The sequence below is a fragment of the Pseudooceanicola sp. NS-SX8 genome (assembly GCF_057380755.1).
In genome coordinates, this window is the sequence record NZ_CM170819.1 from 4,367,144 (window position 1) to 4,383,087 (window position 15,944).

The following is a 15,944-nucleotide window of genomic DNA, read 5'->3' on the forward strand; positions in this document are numbered from 1 at the left end:
ATTGCGGGTCCATGGTTGCGGCACCCGGCGGGCACGACTGGCTGCGGATCATGGGCCAATCCTGCAGGGCATTTGCATTTCGCCACGGCTGTGGTGAAACGTCCGGGACCAGGTACCAAAGGACGTGACCATGCCGCACCGACCGAACTCCCAAACGCCGCGCAGCACGATCCCTGCGGCATGAACGACATGCCCCGCGACCATGGCGGAGATCTCGATGCGGCCTGTGCCACCTACGGCGGCGACCGGGCCGGCTGGATGGACCTCTCAACCGGCATCAACCCGGATCCCTACCCCCTGCCGTCCTTCACGCCCGCGGACTGGGCAGCCCTGCCCGATGCCGCCGCGCGCAACGCCCTGGTCGAGGCCGCCCGCCGCTTCTGGTCGGTGCCCGACGATGCGGCGATCCTGCCCGTTCCCGGTGCCTCTGCCGCCATCGCGCAGATCCCGCGCCTGGCACCGCCCTCCCGCGTGCATATCCCCGGGCCGACCTACAACGAACATGCCGCCGCCTTCGCCCGCCACCGCTGGCACGTCACCGAAGGGGCACCGGCCCGCGCGACAGTCCTCGTGCACCCCAACAACCCCACCGGCACCTTCCACCCGGCTCCGATGCCCCACGGGCTGACGGTGATCGACGAAAGCTTCTGCGACATCGCGCCGGAACGCTCCCACGTGCCGCTCTGCCCGCGCTTCGACCTGCTGGTGCTGAAAAGCTTCGGCAAGTTCTGGGGCCTCGCCGGGCTGCGCCTGGGCTTCGTCATCGGCAGTGCGAAACCGCTCGCGCGGCTGGAAGAGATGCTGGGCCCCTGGGCCGTCTCCGGTCCGGCGCTGAAGGCGGGCACCCTGGCGCTGTCGGATCCCGACTGGGCCCGGACAACCCGCCTGCGCCTCAGCCGTGACGCTGCCCGTCTCGACGGGCTGATGCAGGGCGCGGGCGCCAGCCTCGCCGGTGGCACGTCACTCTTCCGCCTGTACGAGACTGACAGCGCCGCAGCCCTGCAAGCCCGCCTTGCACGGCACCACATCTGGTCGCGCACCTTCCCCTATTCCACCCGATGGATCCGTCTGGGCCTGCCGCCTGCCTCCGGCTGGGACCGCCTGGAAGCGGCCCTGGCATGAGCACCGCGCTGATCCTTTCGCTGGCCCTGCTGCTGGATGCCGCTCTGGGGGAGCCCCGCTGGCTCTGGTCCCGGGCGCCGCATCCGGCGGTGCTGGCGGGGCGTCTGATCGGCTGGGCCGACACCCGCTTCAACACCGGGACGGCACGCAGGCTGAAAGGCCTGCTGCTGGTCGCGGGGCTGGTGCTGCTCGGCTGGGGCTTGGGCACGCTGATCGCGGCCTTCGGCTGGCTGCCGCAGGTCATCGTCGCAGCGATCCTGCTGGCGCAACGTTCCCTCGTCGATCACGTCCGCGCCGTGGCGACCGGGCTGCGCCGCTCCCTGCCCGAGGGGCGCCGGGCCGTCGCGATGATTGTCAGCCGCGACACCGCCACGATGACCCCCGATGCCGTGGCCCGCTCCGCCATCGAAAGCGGGGCGGAAAACGCCTCCGACGGGGTGGTGGCGCCTGCCTTCTGGCTGCTTGTCGGCGGGCTGCCCGGCATCCTGATCTACAAGCTGATCAACACCGCCGACTCGATGATCGGCTACCGCACGCCGCGTCACCAGGCCTTCGGCTGGGCCGCCGCCCGCAGCGACGACCTGCTGAACCTGATCCCCGCCCGCCTGACCGCGCTGCTCCTTGCCCTGCTTTCCGGCCACCTCGCCGACCGGCGCGCCATCGTGGCAGAGGCGCGGCGCCACCGCTCCCCCAATGCCGGCTGGCCCGAGGCGGCCATGGCCCGCGCCCTCGACACCGCGCTGTCGGGTCCGCGCGCCTACGACGGGGTGATGCGCGACTACCCCTTCGTCCACCCGGCAGGCCGCCGCCATCCCGGCGCGGCGGAAATCGAGGCCTGCTGCGCCTGGCTCTGGCGTCTCTGGGCGGCGCTGCTGGCCCTTGCCATGCTGACCTCCCTGATCACGGCCCCTCTGGCATAGGTCCTTCTGCCCATTGCCGGATTCCCTGCACCTGCTAGGTTGCCGCTGAACCAGAAGGAGTTCCCATGTTCCGCGCCATCCTGCCGCTCGCGCTCGCCCTCGCCCCCCTGCCCGCCCTTGCCCAAAGCTGCGGCGGTTCCTTCGCCGGCTTCGTCGACGGCCTGCGCCAGGAAGCCGTGCAGCGCGGGCATGACCCGGCGACCGTCCAGCGCTTCTTCGCCTCCGCCCGCTACGACCAGAAGGTGATCGACGCCGACCGCCGCCAAGGGGTCTTCCAGCTCGACTTCACCGCCTTCGCCCGCCGGCTGATCTCCCAGAACCGGATCGACAACGGCGCGGCCAAAGAACGCCAGTACGGCACCACCTTCGACCGGATCGAACGCGAAATGGGCGTGCCCCGGGGCATCCTGCTGGCCTTCTGGGCCTTCGAGACGGACTACGGCGGCTACCAGGGCGACTTCAATACCGCCAACGCGTTGATCACGCTCGCCCATGACTGCCGCCGGCCAGAGCTGTTCCGGCCCCAGGTCTTCGCGGCGCTCGAACTCTACGAACATGGCGACTTCGACCCGGCCACCACCACTGGCGCCTGGGCGGGGGAAATCGGCCAGGTGCAGATGCTGCCCGCCGATATCATCGAGAACGGCGTGGATGGCGACGGCGACGGACATGTCCTGCTGAAAACATCCTCTCCCGATGCGCTGATGTCGGGGGCAAAGATGCTGCGCTCGCTCGGCTGGTCGCCGAACCAGCCCTGGCTGCAGGAGGTGACGGTCCCCGACCAGATGGACTGGAGCCGCGCCGGCCTCGCCACTCGCCTTTCCCCCGCCGACTGGCAGAAGATGGGCGTGGCCCCCCGCTCGGGCCGCTGGCAGGCCGACCTGCCCGCCTCCCTGATCCTGCCGCAGGGCCGCTTCGGCCCGGCCTTCCTGGCCTACCCGAACTTCTCCGTCCTCTTCGAATGGAACCAGAGCTTCACCTACGTCCTCACCGCGGCCTATTTCGCCACCCGGCTGGAAGGCGCGCAGGTCTTCGACGCAGGCAACCCCGAACCGGGCCTCGACGGGCCGCAGATGAAGCTGCTGCAGAAGAAACTGGGCGCCATGGGGCATGACGTAGGGGACATCGACGGCATCCTCGGCGCCGGCACCCGGGACGCGGTCCGCAAGGCACAGGCCGAACTGGGTCTGCCGGTGGACGGCTGGCCAACGCCCGCGCTGCTGAACCGCCTCTGACGGGGCTCTTCCCGGTCTTTGCGCGGTCTCTGCCCGACAACCCGACAGTCTGCCGAAGTCCCTGCTGCGCCAATCCCCTGCCACGGGGGTGAGGGGGCTCTGCCCCCGTCGCGGCAGGCCGCGACTCCCCCGGGATATTTATGGCCAAAAAATGGGAGAGGGCATGCACCCGGCAAGGCGAACGTCGTGCCTGCTGGACGGGCGCGGGCGCCCTGTGGCGAAAGGAGGCCACTTCGGTCCGAAGCCGCCCCCGGTTCATCTGGGGCGCCAGCCTCCATCCATTTTCTGGCCCCAAATATCCCCGCCGGAGGCTGCCGGCCATGGGCCGGCAAAACGGTCGCATCACGCGACCAGCTGCTCGGCCTTCTTCAGGTCCACGGAAACGAGCTGGCTCACGCCCTGTTCCTGCATCGTCACGCCAAAGAGACGGTCCATCCGCGCCATGGTCACGGCGTGGTGGGTGATGATCAGGAAGCGCGTTTCGGTCCGGCGGCACATCTCGTCCAGCAGGTCGCAGAAGCGCGTGACGTTGGCATCGTCGAGCGGCGCGTCGACCTCGTCCAGCACGCAGATCGGCGCCGGGTTGGCGATGAAGACGGCGAAGATCAGCGCCATCGCCGTCAGGGTCTGTTCGCCCCCCGACAGAAGCGACAGCGTCGACAGCTTCTTGCCCGGCGGCTGGCACATGATCTCCAGCCCGGCGTCCAGCGGGTCTTCGCTTTCCACCAGCACCAGGTTCGCCTCGCCGCCGTTGAAAAGGTGCCGGAACAGGTTGGAGAAGTTCGCATTCACCTGTTCGAAGGCGGTCAGCAGCCGCTCCCGGCCTTCCCGGTTCAGGCCCGCGATGCCGTTGCGCAGCTGGCGGATCGCCTCTTCCAGGTCAGACTTCTCGGTCACGAGGGAGCCATGCTCCTCCCGCACTTCCCGCGCGTCTTCCTCGGCCCGCAGGTTCACCGCGCCTAGCGCGTCGCGCTGACGCTTCAGCCGGTTCACCTCGGCCTCCACCTGGTCGGAGGGCGGCATCGACTCGACATCCGTCTCCAGGCTTTCCAGAAGCTTCTTCGGCGTGGTTTCCATCGCCTCGGCAATGCGTTCGGCGGCATGGGTCACGGCCTCGGCGGCGCTTTCGGCGCGCGCCTCGGCCCGGGCCCGGGACTCGCGCGCCTCGGATGCGGTCCGCTCCGCGTCGCGTTCCTGCGCCACGGCCTCGCGCAGCGCGGCCTCGGCCTCGGCCAGGGCATCCGCCGCGATGGTGCGCCGTTCCTCGGCCTCCTCGATCGCCTCGGTCAGCTCCTCGCGCTTGATCTCCAGCTCCTCGGGCTCGGCTGCGGCCTCCTCCAGCTGCTCCTCGGCTTCCGCGCGGCGCTCGTCCAGTTCGGCGATCCGCCGGTCCGCGCTTTCCAGCCGGTGACGCCAGCCGGAGATCTCCTTGGTGACCTCCTGCCGCCGCCGCGTGCGGGCCTCGCCTTCCCGGCGGATCTCGTCGTGGCCCGCCCGGCGGGACATCATGGCCATCCGGGCCGATTCCACCGCCATGCGGATCTGCTCGATCCCCGCGCGCGCCTCGTCGAGATCTTCAAGGTCCTCGACCGCCGCCTCTGCCTCCTTGACCCGGGCGCGGGCCTCCATCGCCTCTTCCTCGTGGCGCTGCACCGCCATCGAAAGGTTCTCCACCCGGCTCGCCGCCAAGCTCTTCTCGCTCTCCGCACGGCTCAGCGCGCGGCTCGCCTCGGCCAGTTGCCGGTCCGCCTCGGCCCGGGCCTGGCGCGCGGCCTTGTCGGCCGCCGTCAGCGCCGAAAGCTGTTCCGACAGCGCCTCATGCGCTTCGCGGGCGCCCTCGGCGCGCTCCTCGGCCTCTTCCAGGTCGCGGCGCATTTCGTCCAGGCGGTTCATCTGTTCCAGCCGCAGCGCGGCGGCCGAAGGCGCATCTTCCGCCCCGGCCCGGAAACCGTCCCACCGCCAGAGGTCGCCCTCGCGGCTGACCAGCCGCTGACCGGGCTTCAGCCCCGCCTGCAGCGCCGCCCCCTGCGCCGCATCCACGACGCCGATCTGGCTCATCCGGCGGCCCAGCACACCCGGCACGCGCACCTTCGCCGTCAGCGGTTCGGCGCCCGCGGGCAGCGGCTGCGCCGCGTCATAGCCCGGCAGTTCGACCCAGCCAGAGGCCATGTCGCCGCCCACCACGGGCGCGCGCAGGTCATCGGCCAGGGCCGCGCCAAGCGCCTTTTCGAAGCCCGGATCAACCCGCACCGCGTCCAGCAACTGATCGCCATCGCCCGCATCCCGGCTCACCAGCCGGGCCAGCGCACCGACCTCCGCCTGCAGGGCCTTCACCTCGCCCTCGGCCGAAGACCGCGCCGCGCGCGCATCCGCCTCGCCCGACTGCGCCTCGGCCCGGGCGGCCTCGGCCTCGGCCAGGGCTTCCTCGGCGGCCTCCACGGCACCACGGGCGATCTCCTCGCCCTCCTCGGCCGCCTCGAAGGCCTCCACCGCCGCAGCGGTCTTGCCGCGTGCCTCGGCCACGGCCTCCCGGGCGCGTCCGGCCTCGGCCTCGCTGCGCGCCTGGGTCTTGCGGCTGTCTTCCAGCAGACGATGCGCCGACTGGTGACGGGCCGCCAACCGCGCCACATCTTCGGTCAGGGTCGACAGATCCGCCTCCCGGTCCGACAGGACAGAGGCCGCCTCGGTCGCCAGCTCCGCGGCTTCGGCCAGGCGCTCGTCATGGCCTTCATTGGCCTTCACCAGCTCGCGCTGTTCCCACTCCAGCCGCTCGATCGTCTCGCCTGCGTCCTTGTTCAGGCCCGCCTCGCGCTCCCGGTCGCGCATCAGCTGCTCGATCCGGTTGCGCAGCGTCAGGATGGTCTGCAGAGCGCGCTCCTTCTGCTCGCCCAGGGCATCGCGCTGCACCGTCAGCCGCTGCAGCACGGCGGCGGCAATGGCCTCCTCCTCGCGCTTGGGCGGCAGGCCCTCTTCCAGCTTCACCCGCTCGGCCTCGGCGGCCCGCGCCGCGCGCTCCGCCTGGCTCGTCCCGGTCGCGCGTTCGCGCAGCAGCGCCAGCGCCTCGTTGCGCGCCAGCTCAGCTTCCAGCCAGCGCCGGTAAAGCAGCATGCCCTCCGCCTGCCGCAGCTCCGAACCAATGGCACGATACCGCGCCGCCTGCCGCGCCTGCCGGTCGAGCGAGGCAAGCTGCGTCGCCAGCTGGTCGATCACGTCATCGACCCGGGTCAGGTTCTGTTCCGCCCCCTTCAGCTTCAGCTCGGCCTCGTGGCGCCGCTGGTAGAGGCCGGAAATCCCCGCCGCCTCTTCCAGGATCCGCCGCCGGTTCTTCGGCTTGGCGTTGATCAGTTCCGAAATCTGCCCCTGACGCACCAGCGCCGGGGAATGCGCCCCGGTGGAGGCATCGGCGAAAAGCATCTGCACGTCGCGCGCCCGCACGTCCTTGCTGTTCGCCTTGTAGGCCGATCCCACGTCCCGGGTGATCCGCCGGACGATCTCGATCTGGTCCTCGTCGTTGAACCCCGCAGGCGCCAGCCGCTCCTGGTTGTCGATATGCAGGCTCACCTCGGCGTAGTTCCGGGCCGGCCGTGTCGCCGCACCGGCAAAGATCACGTCTTCCATGCCACCGCCGCGCATCGCGGTCGGACGGTTTTCCCCCATGACCCAGCGGAGCGCCTCCAGCAGGTTCGACTTGCCGCAGCCGTTCGGCCCCACGACACCGGTCAGACCCGAATTGATGATCAGGTCCGTCGGGTCCACGAAGCTCTTGAAGCCGGTCAGTCTCAGTCTGGAGAAATGCAAATCGCCTCGCCTCAGCTTGTTTTGCAGTGATTCCGCGTCAGGTCAGCATGGTGCGAAGCCCAGCGATCCGAGTCAACGGCGCGCCCGCATCATCTGGGGATGCAACCTGGGGTTTTCCACAAGATATTGCGGAACTCAACGTATCCACCCTGTCCTCGGCGCCCTTCCGCCGGGAGCCAGCCGCCGATCCTGCTTGACCTGCGCCGCCGCACCGCCAGAATTGCCTGTGGCGCGACACGCCCGCCCCCTTCCCGCCGAAACGGACCTGCCGACATGCCCCTGACGATCTCCCCCGCCAATCCCCTCTCGCCCGAGGCATCGGCCCTGCTCGATGCCTCCCAGACGCTGATGAAGACGCTCTACAATCCCGAAGAGAACAACTTTCTCTCGCATGAGGCGCTCTGCGCCCCCTCCGTCCGTTTCTTCACCGCCTCCGACGGGCCAGAGGTGCTGGGCTGCGGCGCGCTGCAGATCAAGGGAACCTACGGCGAGGTCAAAAGTTTCTACGTGACCGAGGCGGCCCGTGGCCGCGGCGTGGGCACCGCCCTGCTGCACCACATCGAAGAGACCGCCCGGGCCGAAGGCCTGACGGAGCTGAAGCTGGAAACCGGCGACCTCCTCGCTGCCGCCTGCCGCCTCTACGAGGCGAACGGCTTCACCCGCTGCGGTGTCTTCGGTGACTACGACGACAATGGCGTTTCGGTCTTCATGACCAAGTCGCTCGCCCCCGAAACCGCGGCCTGACCGCCTGCAGAAAGCGCGCCTCTTGGTTCCATCCGCCCCCCAGCGTCTCTCCCCCGATGCGGACATGCACCCGGTGCATGCGCTCCTGCTCGAAAGTTTCGCCTACATGGACGGGCGGATCGACCCGCCCTCGTCGCTGCACCGCATGACCATCGCGACCCTGGCCGAGGAGGCCGCCCGGAACGAGCTCTGGATCCTGCCCCCCGACAGCGCGCCCGCCGCCTGCATGCTGCTGAGCGTCAAACCGGGGCACCTCTACCTGGGCAAGCTCGCCGTCTCGCCCGTCTATCGCGGGCAGGGGCTGGCGCGGCGGATGATCGACCACGCACTGGACCGTGCCGCGCAGCTTGGCCTGCCGGACCTGCGCCTGCAGACCCGGGTGGAACTGGTGGAAAACCACGCCACCTTCCTCAACCTCGGCTTCTCCGAAGTCGGCCGCACCGCGCACCCGGGCTTCGATGCGCCGACCTCCCTCACCTTCTCGCGCGCAGTCGCGGCGGGCTGATCGACGGCGGACCTCATACCCGCGTGCAATCCAGCACCAGCGCTTCTTCCTGCCCGCCCATCTGGCGCCAGCGTTCCAGGATCTCGCAATCTTCCGGCGGCAGCTTTCGACGATCCTCAGGACGGCCGCCGCGCCCACCCCCGCCACAGTCGAGGATCCCCAGGACCATCGCGGCATCGCCCCGGATCTCCTTCACCCGGCAACCGGAAACGACCTGCATCGCCAGCGCCGCGCGCAGTCCCACCGGCCCCATCCGCGGCGCATAGCGCGGGTTCCGCCGTACCGCTTCTGCCAGCCGCCCCAGCACCCGCACGTCGAAGGTATCGCCCTGCAACACGACCCGCACCGCCGGCACATCGCGGAAGTGCGGATCAGGCTGGCCGCAACCCGCCATCGCCGCCAGCAGGATCAGGCAAGACAGTGCACGCATGGCCTACCCTGCCAAAGCGGTGGTTAACCAAATGCTAACACCGCCCCGCCCTCCACCGCCCCGCCCGCCACCACACTTGCGCCGGATCGCGGGCGGTCATATTTTCTGACCAATCATCCAGCCAGTCGAGTACCCATGCCCTTCCAGCCTATCCCAGCCGAGAAACGCGCCGACGCCGTGGTGCGCCAGATCGAACTGCTGATCCTGCGCGGCATCCTGCGCCCGGGCGAACGCCTCCCGGCGGAACGCGAACTCGCCGAACGGATGGAGGTCTCCCGCCCCTCGCTGCGCGAAGCCCTGGCCGACCTCCAGGGCCGTCACCTGCTGGAAGCCCGGGCCGGATCAGGGGTCTATGTCGCCGATGTGCTGGGCGCGGCCTTCTCGCCTGCGCTCGTCGCGCTCTTCCAGCGCCACGGCGAAGCGGTGCTCGACTACATCTCCTTCCGCCGCGACCTGGAGGGACAGGCCGCCGAACGCGCCGCCTGCGACGGCACCGATGCCGATCTCGAACTGGTCGACACCATGTTCCGGAAGATGGAGGCCGCCCACGGCAAGACCGATGCGGCGGAAGAAGCCCGCCTCGACGCCGGTTTCCACATGTCGATCCTGGAGGCGAGCCACAACATCGTCCTGCTGCACATGATGCGCTCCATGCTCGACCTGCTGCGGTCCGGCGTGTTCTACAACCGCGACATCATGTTCGACGCCAAGGGATCGGCCGACCTCCTGCTGGACCAGCACCGCGCGATCAACACCGCCCTGCAGCAGCGCGACCCCCAGGGCGCCCGCGCCGCGATCGAAGCGCACCTCGACTTCGTACGTGCCGCCTACCAGGCGCACCTGGATGCCGGACGGCGGGAAGAGGTGGCACGGATGCGGCTCGACCGGGAGCTTTCGCGCGACTGACGGCTGGGATCCGGGGCCCTTGGTGGCCGTTGCGACCGGAAGGGGGGCCTTGCCCCCCGTCTCCGTGCCGGAGACTCCCCCCAGGATATTTCAGGCCAAAAAATGGGAGGGACCGTGGCGCAGCATGTCACCGGTGCACCCAAAGAAAAACCCCGGCACCAACCAGGGCCGGGGTTTGACATAGACTTTCAGGCGGGGCGGCTCAGTTCAGGCGCGCCTTCACCTCGTCGATGGAGCTGTCCAGCAGACCGGCGGCCTTGGCCTCGGTCATCTGCTTGGCGATGATCTCCTTCGAAGCGGCAATCGCCACGGAGACGGCACGGTCGCGAACTTCCTTCACGGCGGCCTTCTCGGCAGAGGCGATCTGCTCCTCGGCGGCGGCAAGGCGACGCTCGATCGTCTTCGCCAGGTCCAGCTTGGCCTGTTCCGCGGCCGCGGCGGCCTCGGACTTGGCGCCTTCGACGATGCGATCTGCCTGGGCCTGCACTTCCTTCTGCTTGCGCTCGTAGGAGGCCAGCAGGGTCTGAGCGTCTTCACGCAGGGCCTTGGCCTCTTCCAGCTCGCCCTTGATGCCTTCGGCGCGCTTGTCCAGCATGCCGCCGATCAGGCCGGGCACCTTGAAGTAGACCAGCACGGCGATGAACACCACGAAGGCGATCAGCACGATGAAGTTCGTGTTGCCGAGAGAGAAGAACGGGCCGGTCGCGGCAAAGGCGGGCGATGCCGTCAGGGCCAGGGCGGCGGTCAGGGCGAGTTTCTTCATGGTCCTCATCCTTTCAGCCGGCTGGACACGGCGGCGTCCACGTCTGCCTCGGGGGCGGTGAAGCCCAGGGCAGCCACGACTTCCGCGGTGGTGTCCTTGGCGACGGTCTCGGCCGCGGCCAGGGCACCTGCGCGGATCTCTTCGAGAACCTTGGCGCTTTCGGCGGCCTTGGCGGCAATCTGTTCATCGGCCTTGGCGGTGGCCGCCTTCAGCTCCGCGCCGATCTCGGCACGGGTGGCCTCGACGATGCGGGATGCCTCGGCGCGGGCGTCGGCGAGGGCCTTGTCGTAGGCGGCTTCCGCTGCCTTGGCCTTCTCCTTCAGCTCTTCCGCTGCGGCGATGTCATTGGCGATCGTCCCCGCCCGGTCGGCCAGGACGGCGCCCACGCGGGGCAGCGCAACCTTGGACAGGATCAGGTAGATCACGACCAGCGTGACGATCAGCCAGAAAATCTGGTTGCCCCAGGTCGAAAAGTCGAGCTGCGGCATGCCGGCAGAGCCTGCTTCAGCAGCGTGACCTGCGGCTTCGTGCGTTTCGGTCGCCATCTCTGCGAACTCCCGGGAACTGGATCTTTAGTCAAGTTACCACGGGTGGACCACAGGGGCCCACCCGCGCGTAAGGATCTGTTCCGGCAGTCTTAGACGGCGAACATCAGCAGCAGAGCGACGAGGAACGAGAAGATCCCCAGGGCTTCTGCGAAGGCCATGCCGATGAACAGCGTGGCGGTTTGGGACGCGGCTGCGGAGGGGTTGCGGAGCGCGCCGGACAGGAAGTTGCCTGCCACGTTGCCCACACCCATGGCTGCGCCGCCCATGCCGATGGCGGTCAGACCAACACCGATGTACTTGCCCAGTTCTGCGATATCGCCTTCCATCTCGTTTTCTCCTTACGTTGGAATTGGCTGGATTGGATCGCAAGGTGGATTGGCATCCACCCTACGGATGTTCTTAGTGAGCCGGATGCAGCGCGTCCTTCAGATACACGCAGGTCAGGATCGTGAAGACATAGGCCTGGATGAAGGCCACCAGGATCTCCAGCCCGTACATGCCGACGATGGCGATGATCGAAACGGGCGAGACCGCGGCAATGGCTGCGAAGCCGGCGAAGACCTTGATGACGGCGTGGCCGGCCATCATGTTGCCTGCAAGACGAATGGAGTGGCTGACGGGCCGCACGAAGTAGGAAATCACCTCGATCAGCGCCAGCAGCGGCCGGACGGCCAGCGGCGCGGAGGAGACCCAGAAGAGGCCGAGGAACTGCGCACCGTGCAGGACGAAGCCCACGATGGTCACGGTCAGGAAGACGGCCAGCGCCAGCACGATCGTCACGGCGAAGTGCGACGTGGTGGTGAAGGACATCGGCAGCAGGCCGAGCAGGTTCGAGAAGACGATGAACATGAACAGCGTGAAGACATAGGGGAAGAAGCGCACCGCGTCCTTGCCCGTCACGTCCTCGATCATCTTGTAGACGAAGCCGTAGGCCATTTCCGCCATCGACTGCCCGCGGGAGGGAACCCGGTTGCGCCCGGAGGTGGCCAGCACCATCAGCGCCACGATCGCCAGCACGGTGATCGCCATCCACAGCGTCACGTTGGTGATCGTGTACCAGTGAACCTCGGTCCCGCCGAAGAGCGGTTTCACGATGAACTGGTCCATCGGGTGGAAGACCAGGCTGGAACCTTCTTCTGCACCGTGCGCTTCAGTCGCCATGCTTATCCCTCGTCATCGTCACCGGACGTCGTGCCGGTCGGTTTTTCCTGCAGCTCCTGAGCGGAGCGCATCATCGTCTTCATTCCGGCCACGAAGCCGAGGAGGGTGAAGAGGATCATCATGGCCGGCGCAATGCCGAAGAGCCAGTCCAGCCCGTATCCGATCCCGAAGCCCAGCAGCAGACCCGCCACCAGTTCCGTCACCATCCTCCAGCCCACCTGGGCAGCGGAGTAATGTTCCTGTCCGTGCGAGGCGCCCTCTTTCTGCTGTCCGCCCCTGGCCGCGGCGATCCGCGCTTCCAGATCCGTCAGGGATGTCCGGTGATCCGGGTCGGGCATGGCAGAGAGGTCCCCGCTTTGGTTAGCCACTTGCTACGGCCCGGGGGGAGGCGAGTCAACGCTTTGTGAAGCATGGGCCAGGGCCGCCCCAAGGACCTGAAAACAAACAATAACGACAGGCGCATTCCGTGACAGATCAAGGGGTTTTCCCGGCAACCCCGCACCGGAGGCGCCAAAAGCCATTCTCAACCTTTCGGTTGAACATGGTTTTCCGGCCTTTTCAGGGGGTTCCCGGGGGCGCCGGGGCGGGGCGACGCTCAACTCCCCGGTTGAGCTTTCTGCGTTGACCGCGCGGGCCTCCGGGGCGTACCTCCTTGGCATGACGCCCTCGCTCGACACCATCTTCGCGGCCCTCTCCGATCCGACCCGTCGGGCGATCCTGTCGATGCTGCTCGAAGACGACATGGCCGTCACCGACGTGGCGGACCCGTTCGAGATGTCGCTGGCGGCGATCTCCAAGCACCTCGTGATCCTGGCCAACGCGGGGCTGATCACGCAGGAAAAGCGCGGCCGGGTGAAATGGTGCAAGCTGCAGCCCGACGCCCTGCGGGAGGCCAGCATCTGGATGCAGGGCTTCGGCCAGTTCGAGGCAATCAACCTCGACGCCTTCGAACGTTTCCTGGAAACGGAACTCTCGCCGGAAGACACGTCCGAAGAGGCGCCCTAACCTACAGGCCTCCTGCCCCACTGACCGCCTGACCAACAGGCCCGTCAGTCCTTCAGCAGGATCAGCAGCGCCACCACCGTCAGGGCCACGCCGCCAAAGATCGCCAGCGGGGGCAGGCCGTGACCCAGCAGCGCCTGCCACAGGATCACCCAGCTGGGCGTCAGGTAGGTATAGGCCATCACCTTGGCCGATGGCAGCCGGAAGGAGGCGAACTGCAACAGCGTCCCGGTGACGGCCGTGGCGCCGACGGCCACGTAGACCAGGGTGATCCAGACGATCGGCGGCAGGCTGGCCCAGTCGGTCGCCAGGATCTGCGGCAGGGCCCAGCCGATCATCAGCAGCGCCCCCGCCACCAGCGTGCCGAAGGTGAAGGCCAGCGCCGGCTCCCCCCGGTTCAGCCGCGCCACCAGCGGGGTATAGATGCCGTGGGCCAGGCAGCCGATGAAATAGATCTGCTCCCCCCGCCCCAGGTGGAACCGCAGAAGGGCGCCGGGATCACCCCGGAAGATCACCCAGACGGCCCCCGCCCCGCCGATGCTCAGCGCCAGTGCGATGCGCCCTGTCACCACCTGCCGCAGCATCAGGTAGCCAAAGCCCGCCGACAACAGCGGCACCAGCGTGAAGACGGCAGAGGTCGATACCGGGTCGGCCGTCCGCAGCCCCTCGAACATCAGGGCGAAGTAGGCGGCGAAAAGCCCGCCCAGCAGCAGGTAGCGCCAGGGCGACCGGAACTGTGCCCGGCGCAGGCCCGGCCCGGCCAGGGCGACGCCGCCCACCACAGCCGCCGCAAGCACCAGACGCAGGGCCGTCAGCGCGGCCGGATCGACAAAGGGGGTCGCCATCGCGCCCAGGGGGAAACTGCCCGCGACGATCGCGGAAAAGGCCAGCATCGCCAGGTGGCCGCGCCGCCGCTCCGCCGGATCCGCCCGCAGGTCCGGCCGCGGTTTCGACCGTGACCCCGACCCTGACCCCGTCTGGGCCTGCGTCACTGCATTCGCTCTTGCTGTCACGGGTCCGGCTTCCTCTCCCCAGGCGTCCCTGCCGCCGGCAGATGCCGGGATCAGTCCGCCGGGGCGCCGACGCAGACTGCCCGGATGCGGTATACGCTTCCGGACAGCAGCTCAATCCCGCGCGCGCCGCCGCCCCCGATCAGGTACAGCGGTTCAGGTTCGCCGGATCAGAGCGCGACATCGCGCAGATGGCTGGTGTGATCTTTCAGGTACTTCAGGAAGGCCTGCACCTTGGTCGTGCGGTGCAGGTCCATGTGGGTGACCAGCCACAGACGGCTTTCCCATTCGGGCAGCGGGGGATGGACCTCGACGATATTGTTCGCCTCGGCGCATTCGTAGGTCCCCAGGAAACCCAGGCCCACGCCCGACAGAACCGCCTGCCGCACCGCCCGCGTGTCGCCGGAACGGAAGACAACCTGGTGGCTCGGCACGGTTTCCCGCATCCACTGCTCGAAGGGCGCGCGGCTCATCGGGTCGTCATGGCCGACGAAACGGTGCCCCGCCATGCGGTTCGGGATATCGGGCATGCCGAAGCGTTCGATGTAGTCCTTGCTGCCGAAGATGGCCGACCGCAGCGCCAGGAAGGGTTGCACGACGTTGTCGGGCTGCTGCGGCGGGCTGCCGGCCCGGATCGCCACATGAGCCTCGCCATATTCCAGCCGGAACAGCCGCATCGAGGTCAGGTAGCGCAGCTGCACATCCGGATACTCGGCCTGGAAGCCCGCCAGGATCGGCACCAGAAGCTGGCTCAGCCCGCCGATGGTCGTGACCACCAGTTCGCCCGACACCTCGTTGCCCCGGCCCTTGATCCGCGCCGACAGCTGGCTGAACTGGTCATCGGTCGCCTGGGCCACCCGCAACAGGTCCTGCCCGGCCTCGGTCGCCGTGTAGCCGCGCGTGTGCCGCTGGAACAGCTTCACGCCCAGGCGCTTTTCCAGCGCGTCGATGTGGCGGATCACCGTCGCATGGTGCACGCCCAGCACTTCCGCCGCCCCCGACACGGTGCCCAGGCGCGCCACCTGGTAGGCAGTCCGGATCTCATCCCAGTTGTCCATCGCTCTCCAACTCGTCTTGCTGTGCAGAGAATAACTTCACTACACACTCCAAGCCTCTCGCGTGCGAATTTGCAATAGGTAATGCGCAAATGGGCAGGGCGATCGTGCCGTGACGCACGTCATTTTACCTATGGTTGATCCACCTCAAGGATTTCGGGGCCCGCTCTGCTATACTCGGGACTGTCCGGGGAGGTCCAATCCCCCGGATGTTGGGAGGAAAGACCATGTTTGCCTTCTATCCGGCATTCACCCCGGCCCAGGCCGCTGCCTACACCTGGATGGCAGGAATGACGCTCTGGGCTTCGGCGTTCGAAATGAACGCCGCCATCCTGCGCGGGATGCACGCCAACGACATGACGACGCCGCGCCGCCGCAGGTATCACAGCACTCCGGTCTGAGGGCCCGCCCTCTCGCCGGGGGCCCCGCCGGGCAGGCCGCCCCTGCCCGACGTCGCGCAGAAGGGAGGGCAGAGGGAAGACCGGGGATCCGGACGCGATCCCGAGACGGCCGGGCCAGCCCCGCCGCCGCGATTTTACCGTGCCCTCTCCGCGTCCTCTCTGCACCTTCCATGCGCCCCGGATCGTGACGGCTCCTGCCGGCTCTCTCGCCACGGCACCCCCCATTTACCACCTGTATTTGCTGCGCCTTCCCGCCCTCTGCCGGCCTGCCGCGCTTGACTCCCCCGCCCTGCCCGCGTAAACGCGCGCCAGTATTCCCGGAGTCTGCACGATTCCGGTCCCAT

At 68.4% G+C, this 15,944-nt stretch carries 17 protein-coding genes; 8 read left to right on the plus strand and 9 right to left on the minus strand.

Annotation, left to right across the window (positions count from 1 at the left end):
* The first annotated feature begins 180 nt into the window (after positions 1-180).
* From AC2IR1_RS20035 to AC2IR1_RS20045, 3 genes are all read left to right on the plus strand, one after another.
* Entirely contained in the window at positions 181-1,122 is a 942-nt protein-coding gene (locus tag AC2IR1_RS20035; protein WP_486473742.1) for a threonine-phosphate decarboxylase, read from the plus strand.
* Positions 1,119-2,042: an adenosylcobinamide-phosphate synthase CbiB gene (gene cbiB / locus AC2IR1_RS20040; RefSeq protein ID WP_486473743.1), complete on the plus strand. Its 924-nt coding sequence runs from the start codon at positions 1,119-1,121 to the stop codon at positions 2,040-2,042. Before AC2IR1_RS20035 ends, cbiB begins: the two co-directional genes overlap by 4 nt.
* 65 nt (positions 2,043-2,107) lie before the next feature.
* Positions 2,108-3,277 (plus strand): lytic murein transglycosylase, encoded by a 1,170-nt coding sequence (locus tag AC2IR1_RS20045; RefSeq protein ID WP_486473744.1) that lies wholly within the window; start codon positions 2,108-2,110, stop codon positions 3,275-3,277.
* A 342-nt stretch (positions 3,278-3,619) separates the two neighbouring features.
* Here AC2IR1_RS20045 and smc read toward each other — a convergent pair whose 3' ends face one another.
* A complete protein-coding gene (smc, locus tag AC2IR1_RS20050) occupies positions 3,620-7,075 on the minus strand; it encodes a chromosome segregation protein SMC (protein WP_486473745.1) in 3,456 nt (1,151 codons plus the stop codon).
* A gap of 273 nt (positions 7,076-7,348) precedes the next feature.
* Here smc and AC2IR1_RS20055 point away from each other — a divergent pair, with 273 nt between their 5' ends.
* Entirely contained in the window at positions 7,349-7,819 is a 471-nt protein-coding gene (locus AC2IR1_RS20055) for a GNAT family N-acetyltransferase (RefSeq protein WP_486473746.1), read from the plus strand.
* 22 nt (positions 7,820-7,841) lie between these two features.
* A complete protein-coding gene (locus AC2IR1_RS20060) occupies positions 7,842-8,324 on the plus strand; it encodes a GNAT family N-acetyltransferase (RefSeq protein ID WP_486473747.1) in 483 nt (160 codons plus the stop codon).
* A gap of 13 nt (positions 8,325-8,337) precedes the next feature.
* On the opposite strand, the gene AC2IR1_RS20065 is transcribed toward AC2IR1_RS20060, so the two are convergent.
* Positions 8,338-8,754 carry a hypothetical protein gene (locus AC2IR1_RS20065; RefSeq protein ID WP_486473748.1) on the minus strand — a complete coding sequence of 139 codons (417 nt, stop codon included), beginning with the start codon at positions 8,752-8,754 and terminating at the stop codon, positions 8,338-8,340.
* A gap of 135 nt (positions 8,755-8,889) precedes the next feature.
* On the opposite strand from AC2IR1_RS20065, the gene AC2IR1_RS20070 reads away from it, so the two are divergent.
* Complete coding sequence (locus tag AC2IR1_RS20070) at positions 8,890-9,660, plus strand: FadR/GntR family transcriptional regulator (RefSeq protein ID WP_486473749.1); 771 nt, start codon at positions 8,890-8,892, stop codon at positions 9,658-9,660.
* Positions 9,661-9,862: 202 nt separating this feature from the next.
* Here the strand turns inward: AC2IR1_RS20070 and AC2IR1_RS20075 are convergent, their stop codons facing one another.
* The 5 genes from AC2IR1_RS20075 to AC2IR1_RS20095 all read right to left on the minus strand — a co-directional run bounded on the left by AC2IR1_RS20075 (position 9,863) and on the right by AC2IR1_RS20095 (position 12,470).
* Complete coding sequence (locus tag AC2IR1_RS20075) at positions 9,863-10,423, minus strand: F0F1 ATP synthase subunit B (RefSeq protein WP_486473750.1); 561 nt, start codon at positions 10,421-10,423, stop codon at positions 9,863-9,865.
* 5 nt (positions 10,424-10,428) lie between these two features.
* The gene (locus tag AC2IR1_RS20080; RefSeq protein WP_486473751.1) at positions 10,429-10,968 is read right to left on the minus strand and encodes a F0F1 ATP synthase subunit B'; all 540 of its coding nucleotides are present in this window, start codon (positions 10,966-10,968) and stop codon (positions 10,429-10,431) included.
* A gap of 92 nt (positions 10,969-11,060) precedes the next feature.
* Positions 11,061-11,297, minus strand: coding sequence for a F0F1 ATP synthase subunit C (locus AC2IR1_RS20085; RefSeq protein WP_010142019.1), 237 nt, complete (start codon positions 11,295-11,297; stop codon positions 11,061-11,063).
* Positions 11,298-11,370: 73 nt separating this feature from the next.
* On the minus strand, positions 11,371-12,132 hold the full coding sequence (locus tag AC2IR1_RS20090) for a F0F1 ATP synthase subunit A (protein ID WP_486473752.1): 762 nt from the start codon (positions 12,130-12,132) through the stop codon (positions 11,371-11,373).
* Positions 12,133-12,134: 2 nt separating this feature from the next.
* Positions 12,135-12,470, minus strand: a complete 336-nt coding sequence (locus tag AC2IR1_RS20095) for an AtpZ/AtpI family protein (protein ID WP_486473753.1) — start codon at positions 12,468-12,470, stop codon at positions 12,135-12,137.
* A gap of 319 nt (positions 12,471-12,789) precedes the next feature.
* Between AC2IR1_RS20095 and AC2IR1_RS20100 the strand changes: the two genes are divergently transcribed.
* Entirely contained in the window at positions 12,790-13,137 is a 348-nt protein-coding gene (locus AC2IR1_RS20100) for an ArsR/SmtB family transcription factor (protein WP_486473754.1), read from the plus strand.
* Positions 13,138-13,181: 44 nt separating this feature from the next.
* Here AC2IR1_RS20100 and AC2IR1_RS20105 read toward each other — a convergent pair whose 3' ends face one another.
* Positions 13,182-14,069: a DMT family transporter gene (locus AC2IR1_RS20105; protein WP_486476442.1), complete on the minus strand. Its 888-nt coding sequence runs from the start codon at positions 14,067-14,069 to the stop codon at positions 13,182-13,184.
* Positions 14,070-14,314: 245 nt separating this feature from the next.
* Positions 14,315-15,202: a LysR family transcriptional regulator gene (locus tag AC2IR1_RS20110; RefSeq protein ID WP_486473755.1), complete on the minus strand. Its 888-nt coding sequence runs from the start codon at positions 15,200-15,202 to the stop codon at positions 14,315-14,317.
* Positions 15,203-15,426: 224 nt separating this feature from the next.
* On the opposite strand from AC2IR1_RS20110, the gene AC2IR1_RS20115 reads away from it, so the two are divergent.
* The gene (locus tag AC2IR1_RS20115) at positions 15,427-15,600 is read left to right on the plus strand and encodes a hypothetical protein (protein ID WP_486473756.1); all 174 of its coding nucleotides are present in this window, start codon (positions 15,427-15,429) and stop codon (positions 15,598-15,600) included.
* Positions 15,601-15,944: the final 344 nt, after the last annotated feature.

Excerpts from the sequence above, each read along its gene's own strand:
- AC2IR1_RS20070 (WP_486473749.1), top strand. The coding sequence starts at position 8,890 with ATGCCCTTCCAGCCTATCCCAGCCGAGAAACGCGCCGACGCCGTGGTG.
- AC2IR1_RS20110 (WP_486473755.1), bottom strand. The coding sequence starts at position 15,202 with ATGGACAACTGGGATGAGATCCGGACTGCCTACCAGGTGGCGCGCCTG.
- AC2IR1_RS20080 (WP_486473751.1), bottom strand. The coding sequence starts at position 10,968 with ATGGCGACCGAAACGCACGAAGCCGCAGGTCACGCTGCTGAAGCAGGC.
- AC2IR1_RS20115 (WP_486473756.1), top strand. The coding sequence starts at position 15,427 with ATGTTTGCCTTCTATCCGGCATTCACCCCGGCCCAGGCCGCTGCCTAC.
- AC2IR1_RS20085 (WP_010142019.1), bottom strand. The coding sequence starts at position 11,297 with ATGGAAGGCGATATCGCAGAACTGGGCAAGTACATCGGTGTTGGTCTG.
- AC2IR1_RS20065 (WP_486473748.1), bottom strand. The coding sequence starts at position 8,754 with ATGCGTGCACTGTCTTGCCTGATCCTGCTGGCGGCGATGGCGGGTTGC.
- AC2IR1_RS20055 (WP_486473746.1), top strand. The coding sequence starts at position 7,349 with ATGCCCCTGACGATCTCCCCCGCCAATCCCCTCTCGCCCGAGGCATCG.
- AC2IR1_RS20090 (WP_486473752.1), bottom strand. The coding sequence starts at position 12,132 with ATGGCGACTGAAGCGCACGGTGCAGAAGAAGGTTCCAGCCTGGTCTTC.
- AC2IR1_RS20035 (WP_486473742.1), top strand. The coding sequence starts at position 181 with ATGAACGACATGCCCCGCGACCATGGCGGAGATCTCGATGCGGCCTGT.
- AC2IR1_RS20075 (WP_486473750.1), bottom strand. The coding sequence starts at position 10,423 with ATGAAGAAACTCGCCCTGACCGCCGCCCTGGCCCTGACGGCATCGCCC.
- cbiB (WP_486473743.1), top strand. The coding sequence starts at position 1,119 with ATGAGCACCGCGCTGATCCTTTCGCTGGCCCTGCTGCTGGATGCCGCT.
- AC2IR1_RS20095 (WP_486473753.1), bottom strand. The coding sequence starts at position 12,470 with ATGCCCGACCCGGATCACCGGACATCCCTGACGGATCTGGAAGCGCGG.
- AC2IR1_RS20045 (WP_486473744.1), top strand. The coding sequence starts at position 2,108 with ATGTTCCGCGCCATCCTGCCGCTCGCGCTCGCCCTCGCCCCCCTGCCC.
- AC2IR1_RS20100 (WP_486473754.1), top strand. The coding sequence starts at position 12,790 with ATGACGCCCTCGCTCGACACCATCTTCGCGGCCCTCTCCGATCCGACC.